Here is a 15,751-nt window from a genome sequence, read left to right on the forward strand (position 1 = left end):
GTATTTAGTTGAGTGCTTCGGCGCGGCCATAGCGGCGCTCGACGTAGTCACTCACGATTTGCTGGAATTCTTGCGCGATGTTCTCGCCGCGCAGCGTCTTGACCTTCTCGCCGTCGATGAACACCGGCGCGGCCGGATTTTCGCCCGAACCCGGCAAGCTGATGCCGATATTCGCCTGCTTCGACTCGCCCGGACCGTTGACGATGCAGCCCATCACCGCGACGTGCATCTTTTCGACGCCAGGATATTGATCGCGCCACACCGGCATCTGCGTGCGCAGATAGGTCTGGATTTGCGACGCCAGCTCCTGGAACAGCGTGCTGGTGGTACGGCCGCAACCCGGGCACGCGATCACCATCGGCGTGAACGAACGCAAGCCCATGGTCTGCAGAATTTCCTGGCCGACGATCACTTCACCCGTGCGCGGGCCGCCTGGTTCCGGCGTCAGCGAGATACGGATCGTGTCGCCGATACCTTGCTGCAGCAACACCGACAACGCAGCGGTCGACGCCACAATGCCCTTCGACCCCATGCCCGCTTCGGTCAGACCCAGATGCAGCGCGAAGTCGCAACGACGAGCGAGTTCACGATACACCGCGATTAGATCCTGCACGCCGCTGACCTTGCACGACAGAATGATCTTGTTGCGCGGCAGGCCGATTTCGACCGCGCGCTCCGCCGAGCCGATCGCCGACTGGATCAACGCTTCGTACATCACGCTCTGCGCTTCCCACGGCGTGGAACGCGCGGCGTTTTCGTCCATCATCTTCGCGAGCAGGTCCTGGTCGAGGCTGCCCCAGTTGACGCCGATCCGCACCGGCTTGTCGTACTTCACCGCCGCTTCGATCATTTGCGCGAACTGCGTGTCGCGCTTCGCGCCGTGGCCGACATTGCCCGGATTGATCCGGTACTTCGACAACGACTCCGCGCACGCGGGGTAATCGCGCAGCAGCAAATGGCCGTTGTAATGAAAATCGCCGACCAGCGGCACCGACACGCCCATGCGGTCGAGCTGCTCGCGAACCGCCGGCACGGCCGCCGCCGCTTCCGGCGTGTTGACCGTGATACGCACCAGTTCCGAACCGGCTTGCGCCAGTTCCTTGATCTGGATCGCCGTGCCGATCGCGTCCGCGGTGTCGGTGTTGGTCATCGACTGGACGCGCACGGGGGCATCGCCGCCGACGGTGACGAGCTGGCCGCCCCAGCGGACATCGACTGCGTGCGACTTGCGCCGCGCAGCGTGGCCGCCGAACACCGGCTCGTTTGAAACGATCTTGCTACTGGATTGGGATTGAGCTTCGGATTGCATCGAAAAACCCATTTACGCCGCATGCGCCACACAAAAGACGTAGCGCCTGAATTGAAAAAGCGCCGCGAACCGGTTGGCCGCGACGCATACCGTATCTATCAAGGCAACGCGAAGCGCGCCACGTTACCCTTGGCTGCCGAATATTTGGACGGATCGACTGGCTGACCATCGAGCGTAAGCGACTCGAGACCCGCCTTGTTGCCGACCGTGACCTTGAAAGGGCCCGCGCCCGTTACTTCCTTCGTATCGCCTGCGTGCACGAGGCCGGAGAACACTTCCTTGCCGTCCTTGCCACGCACGCTGAACCAGCTGTCCTGCGTCACGCGCAACGCGATGATCGCCTCACCCGCGGCCGGAGCCGCCGTATCCGCTGCGGCCGATGCGCCTATCGCGGCGACCACCGGCGCGCTCGCGCCTTGTGCCGCCGCCTGGACTTGCGAACCGGCCTTCGGCGGGATTGCTGCTGCCGTGACCGCCGGAGCGGAAGACGGCGCTTCACCGGTCGCCAGCGGCGCGGGCATCGGCGTACCCGACGCTGCGTTATCCACCGCAGCCTGCGCTTCCGGGACCGAAGCCGCGTCTTCCGCGCTTGCCTCGGAACCTGCCGACTGACCCTGCGCCACCGCGCCCGATGCACCGGTCGAGCCACCCGCCGCGCCGTTGGCGCTCGCCTTCAATCGTGCAAGCCACGCCGACGAATCACCGCCATTGGTATGCCACATACCGAGCGCGATCACCGCGACGATTATCGCTGCAATGCCCCACAGCCACGAGCGGCTCTTTTGCCCACTGCCGCCGAGCGACAGCGATACGCGGCCGCGCGGCAAATCCTTGCCCGACGACGCCGGCATCGACAGATCCGGCGCGGGCACACCCTTCTCGCGGCGCAAAGCCTGTGTGAACGGCGTGGGATCCGCGCCGAGCATCTTCGCGTAGCTGCGTACCACACCGAGCGCGAAGGTCGTGTCCGGCAGATGGCTGATGTCGCCCGATTCGAGCGCACGCAGCTTGGTGACGGAGACCTTCAGGCGCGCCGACACGTCTTCGATCGTCCAGCCCTTCAATTCACGCAATTGAGTCAAGCGCGCGCCAACGGCCGCCAGGGAATCAAAACTCGCCGGGCCCGGCTGCACAACAGGCTGCACCACCGCCCGGGCGACTGGCGCCGGATGGCCTTCGTTTGTGTCTGTGTCCTGCGGTTGCGGCTGCGGGTGCTGCGGCTCACTCATCCCAAATCCTTTCGCGTCGATTCTTTTTCACTTGTGCAAACCGGACGGGCCAAAGCCTCACGCCCGAATCGCAGACCGTTTATAACAAAATGCGCGGCCTTGTGTGCCGCTTCCGATCGCTTCTGCAAACTTTCTTTTCAACCGCGGATGGTGTGGAGCGTTTTCACGCGCCCGGATCGCTTTCCGCCGAACGCTCGCGCCCCACTATCTCGCGCGATTACACGGCGCGCACCTCGATAATCTTCGCTGCCTTCCCGGTGCGCTCAGCGAGGCGCGTGCGGTCTTTCACCGCACCGGCCAACTGACCGCAGGCAGCGTCGATATCATCGCCGCGTGTCTTACGCACTGTGGTGACGACGCCCGCGTCCATCAACACTTGTGCAAACCGCTTGATCTGTTCCGGCTTCGAGCGGATGAGGCCCGATTCAGGGAACGGATTGAACGGAATCAGGTTGAACTTGCACGGTACATCACGCGTAACCGCCAGCAATTCGCGCGCTTGCGCTTCGCTGTCGTTCACGCCATCGAGCATGCAATATTCGAACGTAATGAAATCGCGCGGCGCGACTTTCAGATAGCGCTGGCAAGCAGCCATCAATTCGCGCAGCGGATACTTCTTGTTCAGCGGCACCAGCATGTCGCGCAGCGGGTCGCTCGGCGCATGCAGCGAGACCGCGAGCGCCACCGGCAGATCGGCGCCAAGTCGGTCCATCATGGGCACGACGCCCGAGGTGGACAACGTGACGCGGCGGCGCGACAGGCCGTACGCGTTATCGTCCAGCATCAGGCGCATGGCGGGCACCACCGCGTCGTAATTGAGCAGCGGCTCGCCCATACCCATCATCACCACGTTCGTGACGACGCGCTCGCCTTTGCCGTCACCGCCCGTGGCGCGCCCGCCGTCGGTGCCGCGCGTCGCGCGCAGCGCGAACTCGGCCATACGCAGCTGGCCAATGATTTCGCCGGTGGTGAGATTGCGGGAGAAACCCTGTTTGCCGGTCGAACAGAAACGGCAGTTGACCGCGCACCCGGCCTGCGACGACACGCACAGCGTGCCACGCGTTTCTTCGGGAATGTAGACGGTTTCAACCGCGTTGCTGTTGCCGACGTCGATCAGCCACTTGCGTGTGCCGTCGGTCGAAATATTGTCGCTGACGATGCCGGGCATCGTGATCGTTGCGCGCCCTTTTAGCTTTTCGCGCAAGGACTTCGCCAGATCGGTCATGCCATCGAAGTCGGCAGCGTTGTACTGGTGGATCCAGCGCTGCAATTGCTTGGCGCGAAACGGCTTCTCGCCCAGGCTGCCGCAGTAGGCGACAAGCCCTTGGGCGTCGAGGTCGAGAAGGTTGACGGTGGGACTGCTCGTCATATCGAATCCTGCCATTTCAGTGCGAGACTACGTTCATGCAACAAGCTGCATGAACGCAATGCCGTTCGCGCCCATTCCTGCTGCTTTACCTTACTACTTTGCCGGGCTGTTCGTGCGGATTCGTGCGACAAATCCAACGGCAGCGCACGAATCGCGCGGATAGCGCCTTGCAGGCCAAGCGCGCTCAGAGGCGCTCAAACCTGCCCAAACCCGCTTAACGCGAGTAGACGTTCACTTGCGGGAAGAAGAACGCGATTTCAACTGCAGCCGTTTCAGCGGCGTCCGAACCGTGCACCGCGTTAGCGTCGATGCTGTCAGCGAAGTCAGCGCGGATCGTGCCCTTTTCTGCCTTCTTCGGGTCCGTTGCGCCCATCAGATCGCGGTGCTTCAGGATCGCGTTTTCGCCTTCCAGCGCTTGCACGACCACCGGGCCCGAGATCATGAAATCGACCAGATCCTTGAAGAACGGGCGTGCAGCGTGCACAGCGTAGAACTTCTCTGCGTCAGCGCGCGACAGGTGGACCATGCGCGAAGCCACGATCTTCAGGCCAGCGTTTTCGAAACGGCTGTAGATCTGACCGATCACGTTCTTGGCCACTGCGTCCGGCTTGATAATCGACAGGGTGCGTTCGATCGCCATAAAAACTCCAAAAAATTAAGAGGTTACAGATTCAAATGAATCCGCTATTGTAGCATGTTCCCGTGTATGATTGCGATTGAACCCTTACAACATTGAAAGACTCCAAGCAGGAGTTTCTGAATACTGGTAGCGTAGGTCGTGTGGACATTTTCTGGGTATTGAAACTCCCTGCCACCGCGCCAATCTTAGGGATGAACACCCTGCGACTGGCGGCAAGCATTCCGGCCGGCGCCGCACTACCTGACGCACCTGCTGCGCAACCCGCGGCACAACCATTACGCAACATGCTTCTGAGGTAAGGAGAGACCATGAACGATCATCCGTATAGCTTTGGCCGCAATGGCGCAGTCAGCACGGTCGAAACGCGCAACCGCGTACTACGGAACACCTACTGGCTGCTAGCGCTGTCCATGATTCCGACCGTGCTCGGCGCATGGGTGGGCGTGGCAACCGGTTTCTCGCTGTTCGCCGCCACCAGCCCTGGCATGAGCATGCTGGCGTTCTTCGCGATCGCCTTCGGTTTCATGTTCGCCATCCAGAAAACCAAAGACAGCGCCATCGGCGTGTTCGTGCTGCTCGGCTTCACGTTCTTCATGGGCCTGATGCTGTCGCGCATCCTGAGCTTCGTGCTCGGTTTTTCGAACGGCCCGTCGCTGATCATGCTCGCCTTCGGTGGCACTGGTGTGATCTTCGCCTCCATGGCAACGATCGCCACGGTCAGCAAGCGTGACTTCTCGGGTCTCGGCAAGTGGCTGTTCATGGGCGTCATCGTGCTGCTGCTGGCTTCGGTCGCTAACGTGTTCCTGCACCTGCCGGCGTTGATGCTGACGGTGTCGGTGCTGGCCATCGTGATCTTCTCGGCCTACATGCTGTTCGACGTCCAGCGCGTCGTGAACGGCGGTGAAACGAACTACATCACCGCTACCCTCGCGATCTACTTGGATCTGTACAACGTGTTCGTCAACCTGCTCGCGCTGCTCGGCATCTTCGGCGGCAACCGCAACTAAGTCTGACGCAAGGCGCGGCGCCCGAAACGCCGGCCTTGAAAAAAAGCCCATGGCGAGCAATCGTCATGGGCTTTTTTCATTGCGCTGCCGGCATGTCAGCGGTGAATCGCCGGGCATGGTGATGTCAGATACCAGTCAATCAGAGACGGATCAGACGCTCAGCCAGGCGAAACCTTCATCCTGAGAGGCGACCACCACTTCGGTCGGCGCGGCGCCCAGCACACCCGCCATGGCGGCCTGCGCGAGTTCCGGCGTGTTGTTCTGCTGGCTCAGATGGGCAGCCACCAGATGGCGCAAGCGCGAACGGTCGAGCGAGGCCAGGATTTCGGCCGCCGCTTCGTTGTTCAGATGCCCGTGATTGCCGCCGATCCGCGCCTTCAGCGATTGAGGATACCGGCTACCCGCCAGCATCCGCACGTCATGATTGCATTCGAGCACCAGCGCGTCACAGCCGCTCAGCACCGCGCTGATGTGCGGCGTGGAAGTGCCGACGTCGGTCAGCACGCCAAGCCGGCTCGCGCCGTTGGAGAGCACGTACTGCAGCGGCTCGCGGGCGTCGTGAGGAACGGTGTAAGGGAGAATGCTCAGGTCGCCGATCGCCACCGCTTCGTCGCCCCACAGCACCTGCAGATCGACGTCGGCTTCGTCGGCACCCACCGCGCGGGCGGTGCCCCAGCTCATGTACAACGGGATCGACCACTTGCGCGCCAGCGTCAGCGCGCTGCCAATGTGGTCGCTGTGTTCATGGGTAATCAGAATGGCGTCGAGACCCTCGACGCTCGCGCCGAGCCGCGTCAGACGCCGCTCGACTTCCTTGGCCGAAAAGCCGCAATCGAGCAGAACGCGCGTGGTGGTCGCGCCGCATTGCGCTTCCACCAGCAAGGCATTGCCTTCACTGCCGCTGCCGAGACTGGCGAAGCGCACAGCTCGCGCTTAGTTCAGTTGCGCGTGCAGCAACGTCACGATGCGCTGCGCGTCGGACGAGTTATCCACCTGCCCGTTTGCGTCCAGCACCGCCACCTGCGTCACGGTGTCGCCCTTCGAGCGCACATTGACGAGGAATTCCTGACCCGGCTTCTTCGACGAATTGCCGCTGTAGAACAGCTTGCCGAAGAGCCCTTCCTTCTTCAGCTCCTGCATCGAGTCCGCGTAGCGCACGTAGTAGATGCCTTTCGCGCGGTCGCGGTTGTCGACAGTGAAGTTGGTGCGGTCAAGCGCAAGACCCACGCGCAACCATGCGCGGTCGAACGATTCCTGCAGGTCGAGCGTCGATGCGCCCGCGCTCTGGTCGATCGTGGCCGGCGCAGTGGCCGAACGGGCATCGGTCAGGAGTTGCTTCGATTGCGCTTCGGTCAGGCCGAACTTCTGCATCAGCTTGGTCAGGAACAGCGCTTCCAGCGCCGGATCGCGCGGACGCTCTTCCCAGCGCGACGACGTCTTGTCCTGGCCCGTCAGCATTTCTTCCATCGCGCTATGCGTGATCGAGATGTCCGTCGTGTCAGCCGGCCCGCGCGACACGAGCGTGCGGAAGCTGTCACGGGTGCCCGACGAGTAAGCGAAGTCGATCACCTTGCCGACCGTGCGACGGAACCAGTCGTCCGGAATATTGGCGCGGTTTTCAGCCCAGTCGGTGGTCATGATGCCCGTGGCCGGCGCATCGGTTTTCAGCGCGAAGCCGTTTTCCTGCCAGAACTCCTGCAACTGCGGCCACAGTTGTTCAGGCGTGCGGCCGTCGACGACCAGCCAGCGACGGTCGCCGTCACGCTCGATGTGCATGCCCAGCGGGTCTTGCGCATTCGGCTGGCCTTCGGTGGAATTACCCGCTGCCGTGACCGCGCGTTGCTGCGCGCCGCCCAGCGCCAGGTTGGCCGGCGGCGCAACATAGCGCCCGTCGGTCGGCGCGGTGCTCAGGTCGCCAGGAACGGCGAGCGGCGGTGCGCTGCCCGCGCCCTTATAGTTGACGCGGTCGGAGGCGAACCAGTCGTTCAGCGTGTCACAGCCGGCGAGCGTTACCAGGGCAAGCGCCAGCGCCGCCATGCGGGTTGCGTGGAGGGAAAGTGCGGAACGTTTCATGAGGTCCTTCGTGATGCTGGAACGCGGTGCCTGGTTCTGTGTGCCGGGAACGTGGGCTGGATCGACGTCGGTTAAGGGAATGCCGGTGGCAGGCTTTCTTGAGCGCTGGGGGCGCGGGTTTGAGCCCGCTTAGCCCAGCAGACCCGCTTCGCGCAGCGCGCCGCGCACCACGTCGTGGTATTGCGCGTCGAGCGGCGTGAGCGGCAGGCGGATTCCGCCCTGCACACGACCCAGTTGCTGCAACGCCCATTTCGCCGGAATCGGATTCGACTCGATGAACAGGTTCTTATGCAGCGACAGGAGTTTCAGATGAATCTCGCGGGCAGTCTTCGCGTCCGCGGCAAGCGCAGCCTTGCACAGATCGCTCATGGCGCGCGGCGCGACGTTCGCGGTGACCGAAATATTGCCGTGGCCGCCAAGCAGCATCAGCGCGATCGCCGTGGGATCGTCACCGCTATAGATGCCGAAATGGGCGGGCGCCGACTTGATCAGGTGCGCGGCGCGGTCGATATTGCCGGTCGCTTCCTTCACACCGATGATGCCCGGCACCTGCGCGCAACGCAGAATCGTTTCGTTGCTCATGTCCGCGACCGTACGGCCCGGCACGTTGTACAGGATCACCGGCAGATCGACGGTTTCGGCAATCTTCGCGAAGTGGCGATAGATGCCTTCCTGGGTCGGCTTGTTGTAGTACGGCACGACCTGCAGCGTGGCGTCCGCGCCGACGTCTTTCGCCTGCTGCGTGAGCTCGATGGCTTCAGTGGTGGAATTGCCGCCCGAGCCCGCGATCACCGGAATCCGGCCCGCCGTGTGCTCGACTGCGGTTTTGACCATCAGCACGTGCTCTTCGACCGACAGCGTGGCCGACTCGCCACTCGTGCCGACCACAACCAGTGCGTTCGTGCCCTCTGCGATATGCCAGTCGATCAGTTTGCGAAACGCCGGCAGATCGAGGCCGCCGTCTTCGAGCATCGGAGTAATGATGGCAGGGATGCTGCCGCGAATCTGAACGCCGCCAGTGCTGCTTTGATTGCCGTTAGTCATGAAACGCCATGAATTTGATCAGGTAAACCGCGATTGTAGCGGATTAGCCAGCCAGCTCGTAACAACGCGGGGGTGCCGCATCTGCACGCTCGGCTGAGCGATCCGCCTCCATAATTGCGCATATCCGCTGGACGTAAGCCGGGCGCGGCTGCGCGAGAAATCCGTCTTGAAATGCGACCACGCGGAGATGCCCGCGCACCACCTCGAGCAGCTCGCCGGGTGCAAGCAAAAACGCCGGGTTAGACGGTTTGCCGACCCGTTCGTTGCCTTGCGCGAAGGTCTCGTAAACCAGTACGCCGCCGGGCGCGAGCGAACGCAAAAGCTGCGGAAACAGCGGCCGGTGCAGGTAGTTCGTGACCACGATCGCGGCGAATTTCGTGTCTGCAGGCAAGGGCCATGCAGCGCCTTCGATGTCGGCCGCTAGCGCGGTAATGCGCGGATCGTCGCGCATCAGGTCCAGCGCAGCCGCATCGCGGTCGAGCGCGGTCACCGGATGGCCCAGCGATGCAAAGAACCGCGCATGCCGCCCGGCCCCCGACGCCACGTCGAGCACCGCGCCACCCGGCGCGACCAGATGCGCCCAGTGGCGCACCCAGCGCGACGGTTCGCCGTTTCCGTGCGAGGGACCGTCCGACGTGGCAACCGGAGTGCTCATCGCTTCAGCGCCGCGCTCAGTTGTACGACAGGCCCATCGCCTCACGCACGTCGCGCATCGTTTCCGTTGCGAACTTGCGGGCCTTGTCGCAGCCATCGGCGACGATCGCACGCAACAGCGACGGATCGTCCATGTACTTCTGCGCGCGCTCGAGCATCGGCTGCTGCTCGCGCAGAATGCCTTCGATCACCGGCTGCTTGCACTCGAGGCAACCAATACCCGCGCTTCGGCAGCCCTTCTGCACCCACTCGTGCGTGGCTTCGTCCGTGTAGACCTGATGCAGCTGCCACACCGGGCACTTGTCCGGATCACCCGGATCGGTGCGGCGCACGCGGGCGGGATCGGTCGGCATGGTGCGGACCTTCTTCGTGATCGTTTCCGCGTCTTCGCGCAGGCCGATCGTGTTGCCGTACGACTTCGACATCTTCTGGCCGTCCAGACCCGGCATGCGCGACGCTTCGGTCAGCATGGCCTGCGGTTCGACCAGAATGATCTTGCGCGAGCCTTCGAGGTAGCCGAACAGACGCTCGCGATCGCTCATCGACAGGCTCTGCGATTCCTGCAGCATCGCCCGCGCCTGCTCGAGCGCTTCGTCGTCGCCTTCCTGCTGATAGGCGTTGCGCAGCTCGTGATAAAGCTTGGCGCGCTTGCCGCCCAGCTTCTTGGCCGCTTCATTCGCCTTCTCTTCGAAGCCCGGTTCGCGGCCGTACAGGTAGTTGAAGCGGCGCGCGATTTCACGCGTCATTTCGACGTGCGGCACCTGATCTTCGCCAACCGGCACGAGCGAGCCGCGGTACAGCAGAATGTCCGCCGCCATCAGCACCGGATAACCGAGGAAGCCGTAAGTGGACAGGTCCTTGTCCTTCAGCTTTTCCTGCTGCTCCTTGTAGGTCGGCACGCGTTCGAGCCAGCCGAGCGGCGTGCTCATGCCGAGCAGCAGCGCCAGTTCCGCATGTTCGGGCACCTTGCTCTGAATGAAGAGCGTAGCCTGCGCCGGATCGATGCCCGACGCGAGCCAGTCGATCAGCACGTCCCACACGTTCTTTTCGATCACTTCGGGCGTTTCGTAGTGCGTCGTCAGCGCGTGCCAGTCGACCACACAGAAGAAACACGGGTACTCGGACTGCAGCCGCACCCAGTTTTTCAGCACGCCGTGATAGTGGCCGAGGTGCAGCGACCCGGTGGGCCGCATGCCGGAGAAGATACGGTCTGGGAACATGGTTATTTAGAAAAGCGAAACAAGTGGAGTCAGAATTGCGGTAATCGCACCGTAGCCGAGCGTGACGAGCGGGCTGAGCCAATAGCGCGTGAGCGTGCCCGTCATGACGAGCGCCATCACGATGAAAAAGCCGTACGGTTCGAGGCGCGACAACGCGATCGATTGCCGTGGCGGCAACAGCGCCATCAGCACGCGGCCGCCGTCGAGCGGAGGCAGCGGAAACAGGTTGAGCACGCCGAGCACGAGGTTCACGCCGACGCCGGCTGCCGCCATGCGCGTGAAGAAAGGCTCGTCAACCCCACCCACCGCAAGTGCGACGCCGATCAGGCCCCACACCAGCGCCTGCACGAAATTGCAGCCCGGGCCGGCGGCCGCGACCCACAGGCTGCCCCAACGCGGATTGCGCAGATTGCCGAAGGCGACCGGCACGGGCTTCGCGTAACCAAACATGAACGCGCCGCTGGTCGCGAAGTACAACAGCAAGGGAATCGCGATCGTGCCGAGCGGATCGATGTGCCGCATCGGATTGACGGACACGCGGCCGAGCACGTAAGCAGTGTTGTCGCCGAGCCAGCGCGCGACGTAGCCATGCGCGGCTTCATGCAGCGTGATCGCGAAAATCACCGGCAACGCGTAAACCGCAATGGTCTGTATCAGGGAAGAATCCATAACTCGCTATTGTAACAACGCGATTGCGTGCGTCTGTCCGCTTTCACTCATGCCGTCTCTTCGAGCCCGAAGGGTGCGAGAGAACCGCGCCCTGCCCGCACCAGCACCGGTTCGGCGCCGGTCAGATCGATCACGGTGGACGGTTCGCACACACACGGGCCGCCGTCGATCACCAGGTCCAACTGTTTCTCGAGCCGTTCGCGGATTTCTTCCGGGTCGTTCAGCGGCTGGGTTTCGCCCGGCATGATCAGTGTGGAGCCGAGCAGCGGCTGGCCGAGTTCTTCGAGGATGGCCAGCGTGATCGCGTGTTCCGGCACCCGCAGGCCGATGGTCTTGCGCGACGGGTGCGACAGGCGGCGCGGCACCTCTTTGGTGGCCTGCAACACAAACACGTAAGGGCCCGGCGTGACCGATTTGATCAGGCGGTACTGGCGGTTGTCGACCATTGCGAAGTTCGACAGCTCCGAGAGATCGCGCACCAGCAGCGACAACAAGGCCTTCTCGTCGAGTCCGCGAATGCGCCGCAGGCGCTCGACCGCGTCCTTGTCGTCGAGGTGGCAGGCGAGCGCGTAGCTCGAGTCCGTCGGCAACGCGACGACGCCGCCGTCGTTGATGATCTGCACGGCCTGTTTGACGAGGCGCGGCTGCGGGTTATCCGGATGAAGCCGAAAGTATTGGGACATTTTGACTAACGGTGGCTGCGGGTGACGGCGTGGCTACGGGCGAGAAAGCAGGCGTGAATGCAGACGGAAGATCGGGCGAAAGCCCGCCCCTCGGACGGGGACAGTCGCGCATATCGTGCCGCCGCGGCACGGCGCGCGATCACAGCCAGCGTTCCCAGACGGGCTTGAGATCGGAAGGCAGCGGCGGCAGCGTGCCGAGATCGACACGGCCTTCGCCGGGTGCATGGAAATCGGAACCGCGCGACGCTTCGAAGCCGAAGCGGCGCGCGACGTCCGCATATTCGCGGTACTGATCCGGCGTGTGGCTGCCCGTCACCACTTCGATCGCTTTACCGCCGAGGTCGATGAATTCGGCGAAGAACGCGTCGAATTCGACTGGCGAGTACGCATAGCGCCCCGGGTGCGCGATGATCGCCTCGCCGCCGGCCGCCTGAATCCAGCCGACCGCGTCCGCCAGTTTCGCCCAGCGATGCGACACGTAGCCGGGCTTGCCGTCGCCGAGATAGCGGGTGAACACGTCCTGCGTCGAGCTGGCGTAGCCGTTTTCGACCATGAAGCGCGCGAAGTGCGTGCGCGAAATCATGTCCGGGTTCGAGACGTATTTGAGCGCACCTTGATAGGCGTCGGGGATGCCGAGCGTGGCCAACTGCTCGCCAATCGCTTCCGCGCGCGCGGCGCGGCCGTTGCGGGTTCGTGCGAGGCCGTCGATCAGGATCGAGCTGGTCGGGTCAACACCGAGGCCGACGATGTGCACGGTGCGCGACGCCCACGTGACCGAAATCTCCACGCCGCTCAGATAGCCCATGCCGAGCGCTTCAGCCGTGCTGCGCGCTTCGTGCTGGCCACCCAGTTCGTCGTGGTCGGTCAGCGCCCACAGCGTCACGCCGCCCGCGTGCGCGCGGCGCGCAACATCGGCCGGCGCGAACTGGCCGTCGGAAACGGTGGAGTGACAGTGGAGGTCGGCGTTCATCTTTGTCTTGAGAAGGTTCTGCACTCATTTTACTGCAACGCAGTAAATGGCCGCAGCGCTATCTCGCGATAATGGCCTGCGCGTCGAAACCCTTTTGCAAGGTTCAGGCGCAGAAGCCCTCGATCAGCGCGGCTACCTGCTCGGGCTGGTCGTGATGCACCATATGCCCCGCCTCGTCGATGATCTTCTCGCGCCAGTTCGGAAAAGCCTGGAAGCGAGCCTTGAATTCGTCGAGCGGAATCTCACCGGCAATCTGTGCGAGCGTGGGCGAGTTGGCGGCCTCGACGTGCAGCACTTTCGCCGTGACCTTGCGCCAGACGGCCATCACTTCGTCGAGGCGGTACAGCGTCGGCCCGCGCAGTTTGTGCGCCGGATCGGCGAGCAGCATGAAGCGCCCTTCTCCGTCCGGCTTGGACCAATGCTGCGCGAGGAACTCTGCGCGCTGGGGAGCAAGGCGCGGGTTGGTCTTGATCAGACGGCCGGCGACGTCGTCGAGCGACGCATAGCGCTTCAACTGGGGCGGATCGCGCAACTCGTCGAGCCAGTTGCGCAGACGCTTGGGCGCTTGCGCCGAGTGCGACGGCGCGAGACCGAAGCCTTCCAGATCGACCACGCGCCGCACCCGCTCCGGCCGCACGCCCGCATACAGGCAGACGATGTTCGCGCCCATGCTGTGGCCGACCAGATTGACTTCGCCGGTCGGCGCATAGTGGTCGAGCAACGCGTCCAGGTCGCCGAGGTAATCCTGGATCCAGTAGTTGCCGCCGCCGCGCTCGGCGACCGGCCAGTCCGACAGGCCGAAGCCGCGCATATCGGGCGCAATCACCTGCCAGTCGCCACCCAATGCGTCGACGACGAACTGGAACGATGCCGCCACGTCCATCCAGCCGTGCAGCATGAAGAGCATCGGCGCATCCGGATTGCCCCAACGCCGCACGTGCAGACGGATGCCGCGCACGGCGACGAATTCAGACCTGGATGTATTCATGAACGGCGCGCCCGAAAAAAGAATGGTCGTTCGATTATAACGAGATAGCCGGAGGATGCGTGGCGTTCGGCTATGGAAAAAGGCTTCAGTTACCCGCGGCTTGAGTGGCCGGCGGGGCCGGCTGCTCAGCCTCGAGGCCGGCCAGGGTGACCAGCGCGGCCAGTTCGGCTTCGTCAAAACCGGCGTCGCGACGCGCTTCGAAATTGAACGGACCGCGTAATTTCGGTGCGTGATACTGGTCGGCAAGGCGCGTGTAGGTGGCGTGCGGATCGAGGCCGCCTGCGTCGCACAGGTAGCGGAACCAGCGGTTGCCGATTAGCACATGACCGATTTCGTCGCGCAGGATCACATCGAGAATCGCTGCGGATGCATGGTCCCCCGCCTGCTGTAGGCGGGCGCGGATCGGCGGCGAGGCGTCGAGGCCGCGTGCTTCGAGGGTACGCGGCACCAGCGCCATGCGCGCCAGCACGTCGGCACGGGTGCGCTCGCACATGTCCCAGAGGCCGTCATGTGCAGGAAAATCGCCGTAGACATGGTCGAATTCCGCGAGCCGCGCGGTCAGCAGCGAGAAGTGATGCGACTCTTCGGCGGCGACTTTGAGCCAGTCGGTGTAAAACGCAGCGGGCATGCCGGCGAAACGCCAGACGGCGTCGAGCGCGAGATTGATGGCGTTGAATTCGATGTGTGCCAGCGCGTGCAGCAAGACGGCTCGCCCTTCGGGCGATTGCATGCTGCGGCGCTTCAGTTTGCGCGGATCGACCAGTTCAGGATGGGCGGGACGGCCCGGCAGGCCGGTCGGCTCGGCGAGTTCGAGGTCTGCGGAGCATGCGAGGCTGCCTTCGAGCACCGCTGCATATAGCGCGCGTGCCGCGGCAGCCTTGGTTGCCGGATCGATTTCGCGCAATGCGGCCAGCGCCGCGGTGCGCGCGCAGTTCGCACGATTTGGGCAATGCTCAGGATTCGTCGACATCGGCAGAGCGGGCGGCACAGACGGGGCAGCGGAAATCATGGCAACCAGGTTAGCAAAGAGAACGGCAGCAGGCGGGACGGAAAGCGCGGCGGGCGGCGAAGCTGGCCGCCGGACGCCTTGCGGCACCGCCGAGCGGCCCAAGCACACAACCGTTTACAATACTCGATTCGACCATCCCGCGCGCCTATGGCGCGAGGCCGGCAGGACAACCCGGTTCATCAGGGCTCTTTCGGGCGCTTTTCTGGCCTTTGGCTTTAGCTGCCCCATTTCGGCTTTAGCTGCCCCATTTCGCAACCGGTTTCGCAGCCTCGCCCCGCCCGCACAGCGTGTAGCGACCGATCAAGAGGAGACAGCGTGACAATTTACAAGCTTGGCGAAGCAGCCCCGACCATCCATGAAAGCGTGTTCGTCGCGGATTCGGCGAACATTATCGGCAATGTGACGCTCGGGGAAAATTCGAGCGTCTGGTTCGGCGCGACGCTTCGCGGCGACAACGAGCCGATCACCCTCGGTGCCGGCAGCAACGTCCAGGAAAACGCGGTACTGCACACCGACCCGGGCTTCCCGCTGACGATCGAGCCGAATGTGACGATCGGCCACCAGGTCATGCTGCACGGCTGCACGATCAAGGAGGGCTCGCTGATCGGAATTCAGGCCGTGGTCTTGAATGGAGCGGTAATCGGCCGCAACTGTCTGGTCGGAGCGGGCGCCATCGTCACCGAAGGCAAAGTGTTTCCCGACAATTCGCTGATTCTCGGCGCGCCCGCCAAAGTGGTGCGCGAACTGACCGAGACGGATATCGCCAATATGCAGCGCGGCACGGCAAGCTATGCCGAACGCCGCGAATATTTCAAGGCGCAGCTCGTGCGCATCGGCTAGTCAGCCGGGCGCGCGGCGCGCACGGCGCAGCATCAGGCTGCGTCATT

General features: G+C 63.6%; 16 protein-coding genes. 2 read left to right on the forward strand and 14 right to left on the reverse strand.

Going from position 1 to position 15,751, the window contains the following annotated elements:
* Window positions 1-4: 4 nt before the first annotated feature.
* The 4 genes from ispG to ndk all read right to left on the reverse strand — a co-directional run bounded on the left by ispG (window position 5) and on the right by ndk (window position 4,547).
* The gene (gene ispG / locus KHO33_RS23160) at window positions 5-1,321 is read right to left on the reverse strand and encodes a flavodoxin-dependent (E)-4-hydroxy-3-methylbut-2-enyl-diphosphate synthase (protein WP_200565525.1); all 1,317 of its coding nucleotides are present in this window, start codon (window positions 1,319-1,321) and stop codon (window positions 5-7) included.
* Between the two features lie 86 nt (window positions 1,322-1,407).
* On the reverse strand, window positions 1,408-2,538 hold the full coding sequence (locus KHO33_RS23165; RefSeq protein WP_200565524.1) for a helix-turn-helix domain-containing protein: 1,131 nt from the start codon (window positions 2,536-2,538) through the stop codon (window positions 1,408-1,410).
* 217 nt (window positions 2,539-2,755) lie between these two features.
* Window positions 2,756-3,907, reverse strand: a complete 1,152-nt coding sequence (gene rlmN, locus KHO33_RS23170) for a 23S rRNA (adenine(2503)-C(2))-methyltransferase RlmN (protein WP_054038219.1) — start codon at window positions 3,905-3,907, stop codon at window positions 2,756-2,758.
* A 214-nt stretch (window positions 3,908-4,121) separates the two neighbouring features.
* Window positions 4,122-4,547, reverse strand: coding sequence for a nucleoside-diphosphate kinase (gene ndk / locus KHO33_RS23175; protein WP_012433533.1), 426 nt, complete (start codon window positions 4,545-4,547; stop codon window positions 4,122-4,124).
* 308 nt (window positions 4,548-4,855) lie between these two features.
* On the opposite strand from ndk, the gene KHO33_RS23180 reads away from it, so the two are divergent.
* Window positions 4,856-5,554, forward strand: a complete 699-nt coding sequence (locus tag KHO33_RS23180) for a Bax inhibitor-1/YccA family protein (RefSeq protein WP_054038214.1) — start codon at window positions 4,856-4,858, stop codon at window positions 5,552-5,554.
* Between the two features lie 150 nt (window positions 5,555-5,704).
* Here the strand turns inward: KHO33_RS23180 and KHO33_RS23185 are convergent, their stop codons facing one another.
* The 10 genes from KHO33_RS23185 to KHO33_RS23230 all read right to left on the reverse strand — a co-directional run bounded on the left by KHO33_RS23185 (window position 5,705) and on the right by KHO33_RS23230 (window position 14,864).
* Window positions 5,705-6,478 (reverse strand): MBL fold metallo-hydrolase, encoded by a 774-nt coding sequence (locus KHO33_RS23185; RefSeq protein WP_054038213.1) that lies wholly within the window; start codon window positions 6,476-6,478, stop codon window positions 5,705-5,707.
* 9 nt (window positions 6,479-6,487) lie between these two features.
* Window positions 6,488-7,627, reverse strand: a complete 1,140-nt coding sequence (gene bamC / locus KHO33_RS23190; protein ID WP_200565523.1) for an outer membrane protein assembly factor BamC — start codon at window positions 7,625-7,627, stop codon at window positions 6,488-6,490.
* 129 nt (window positions 7,628-7,756) lie between these two features.
* On the reverse strand, window positions 7,757-8,671 hold the full coding sequence (gene dapA, locus KHO33_RS23195; RefSeq protein ID WP_054038211.1) for a 4-hydroxy-tetrahydrodipicolinate synthase: 915 nt from the start codon (window positions 8,669-8,671) through the stop codon (window positions 7,757-7,759).
* A gap of 43 nt (window positions 8,672-8,714) precedes the next feature.
* On the reverse strand, window positions 8,715-9,326 hold the full coding sequence (locus KHO33_RS23200; RefSeq protein WP_200565522.1) for a class I SAM-dependent methyltransferase: 612 nt from the start codon (window positions 9,324-9,326) through the stop codon (window positions 8,715-8,717).
* A gap of 16 nt (window positions 9,327-9,342) precedes the next feature.
* Window positions 9,343-10,545 (reverse strand): tryptophan--tRNA ligase, encoded by a 1,203-nt coding sequence (locus KHO33_RS23205; RefSeq protein WP_093633534.1) that lies wholly within the window; start codon window positions 10,543-10,545, stop codon window positions 9,343-9,345.
* A 6-nt stretch (window positions 10,546-10,551) separates the two neighbouring features.
* The gene (locus KHO33_RS23210; protein WP_093633535.1) at window positions 10,552-11,214 is read right to left on the reverse strand and encodes a site-2 protease family protein; all 663 of its coding nucleotides are present in this window, start codon (window positions 11,212-11,214) and stop codon (window positions 10,552-10,554) included.
* 47 nt (window positions 11,215-11,261) lie between these two features.
* Complete coding sequence (locus KHO33_RS23215; RefSeq protein ID WP_054038207.1) at window positions 11,262-11,897, reverse strand: L-threonylcarbamoyladenylate synthase; 636 nt, start codon at window positions 11,895-11,897, stop codon at window positions 11,262-11,264.
* Between the two features lie 139 nt (window positions 11,898-12,036).
* Window positions 12,037-12,867: a 3',5'-nucleoside bisphosphate phosphatase gene (locus KHO33_RS23220; protein ID WP_054038246.1), complete on the reverse strand. Its 831-nt coding sequence runs from the start codon at window positions 12,865-12,867 to the stop codon at window positions 12,037-12,039.
* Window positions 12,868-12,970: 103 nt separating this feature from the next.
* Window positions 12,971-13,855, reverse strand: coding sequence for an alpha/beta fold hydrolase (locus tag KHO33_RS23225; RefSeq protein WP_093633537.1), 885 nt, complete (start codon window positions 13,853-13,855; stop codon window positions 12,971-12,973).
* An 85-nt stretch (window positions 13,856-13,940) separates the two neighbouring features.
* On the reverse strand, window positions 13,941-14,864 hold the full coding sequence (locus KHO33_RS23230) for a ferritin-like domain-containing protein (protein ID WP_200565521.1): 924 nt from the start codon (window positions 14,862-14,864) through the stop codon (window positions 13,941-13,943).
* Window positions 14,865-15,179: 315 nt separating this feature from the next.
* On the opposite strand from KHO33_RS23230, the gene KHO33_RS23235 reads away from it, so the two are divergent.
* Complete coding sequence (locus tag KHO33_RS23235; protein ID WP_200565520.1) at window positions 15,180-15,704, forward strand: gamma carbonic anhydrase family protein; 525 nt, start codon at window positions 15,180-15,182, stop codon at window positions 15,702-15,704.
* The last annotated feature ends 47 nt before the right edge of the window (window positions 15,705-15,751 follow it).

The sequence above is a fragment of the Paraburkholderia nemoris genome (genome assembly GCF_905221015.1).
GTDB classification, from domain to species: Bacteria; Pseudomonadota; Gammaproteobacteria; order Burkholderiales; family Burkholderiaceae; genus Paraburkholderia; species Paraburkholderia nemoris.

Excerpts from the sequence above, each read along its gene's own strand:
- ispG (WP_200565525.1), bottom strand. The coding sequence starts at position 1,321 with ATGGGTTTTTCGATGCAATCCGAAGCTCAATCCCAATCCAGTAGCAAG.
- KHO33_RS23165 (WP_200565524.1), bottom strand. The coding sequence starts at position 2,538 with ATGAGTGAGCCGCAGCACCCGCAGCCGCAACCGCAGGACACAGACACA.
- rlmN (WP_054038219.1), bottom strand. The coding sequence starts at position 3,907 with ATGACGAGCAGTCCCACCGTCAACCTTCTCGACCTCGACGCCCAAGGG.
- ndk (WP_012433533.1), bottom strand. The coding sequence starts at position 4,547 with ATGGCGATCGAACGCACCCTGTCGATTATCAAGCCGGACGCAGTGGCC.
- KHO33_RS23180 (WP_054038214.1), top strand. The coding sequence starts at position 4,856 with ATGAACGATCATCCGTATAGCTTTGGCCGCAATGGCGCAGTCAGCACG.
- bamC (WP_200565523.1), bottom strand. The coding sequence starts at position 7,627 with ATGAAACGTTCCGCACTTTCCCTCCACGCAACCCGCATGGCGGCGCTG.
- dapA (WP_054038211.1), bottom strand. The coding sequence starts at position 8,671 with ATGACTAACGGCAATCAAAGCAGCACTGGCGGCGTTCAGATTCGCGGC.
- KHO33_RS23200 (WP_200565522.1), bottom strand. The coding sequence starts at position 9,326 with ATGAGCACTCCGGTTGCCACGTCGGACGGTCCCTCGCACGGAAACGGC.
- KHO33_RS23205 (WP_093633534.1), bottom strand. The coding sequence starts at position 10,545 with ATGTTCCCAGACCGTATCTTCTCCGGCATGCGGCCCACCGGGTCGCTG.
- KHO33_RS23210 (WP_093633535.1), bottom strand. The coding sequence starts at position 11,214 with ATGGATTCTTCCCTGATACAGACCATTGCGGTTTACGCGTTGCCGGTG.
- KHO33_RS23215 (WP_054038207.1), bottom strand. The coding sequence starts at position 11,897 with ATGTCCCAATACTTTCGGCTTCATCCGGATAACCCGCAGCCGCGCCTC.
- KHO33_RS23220 (WP_054038246.1), bottom strand. The coding sequence starts at position 12,867 with ATGAACGCCGACCTCCACTGTCACTCCACCGTTTCCGACGGCCAGTTC.
- KHO33_RS23225 (WP_093633537.1), bottom strand. The coding sequence starts at position 13,855 with ATGAATACATCCAGGTCTGAATTCGTCGCCGTGCGCGGCATCCGTCTG.
- KHO33_RS23230 (WP_200565521.1), bottom strand. The coding sequence starts at position 14,864 with ATGATTTCCGCTGCCCCGTCTGTGCCGCCCGCTCTGCCGATGTCGACG.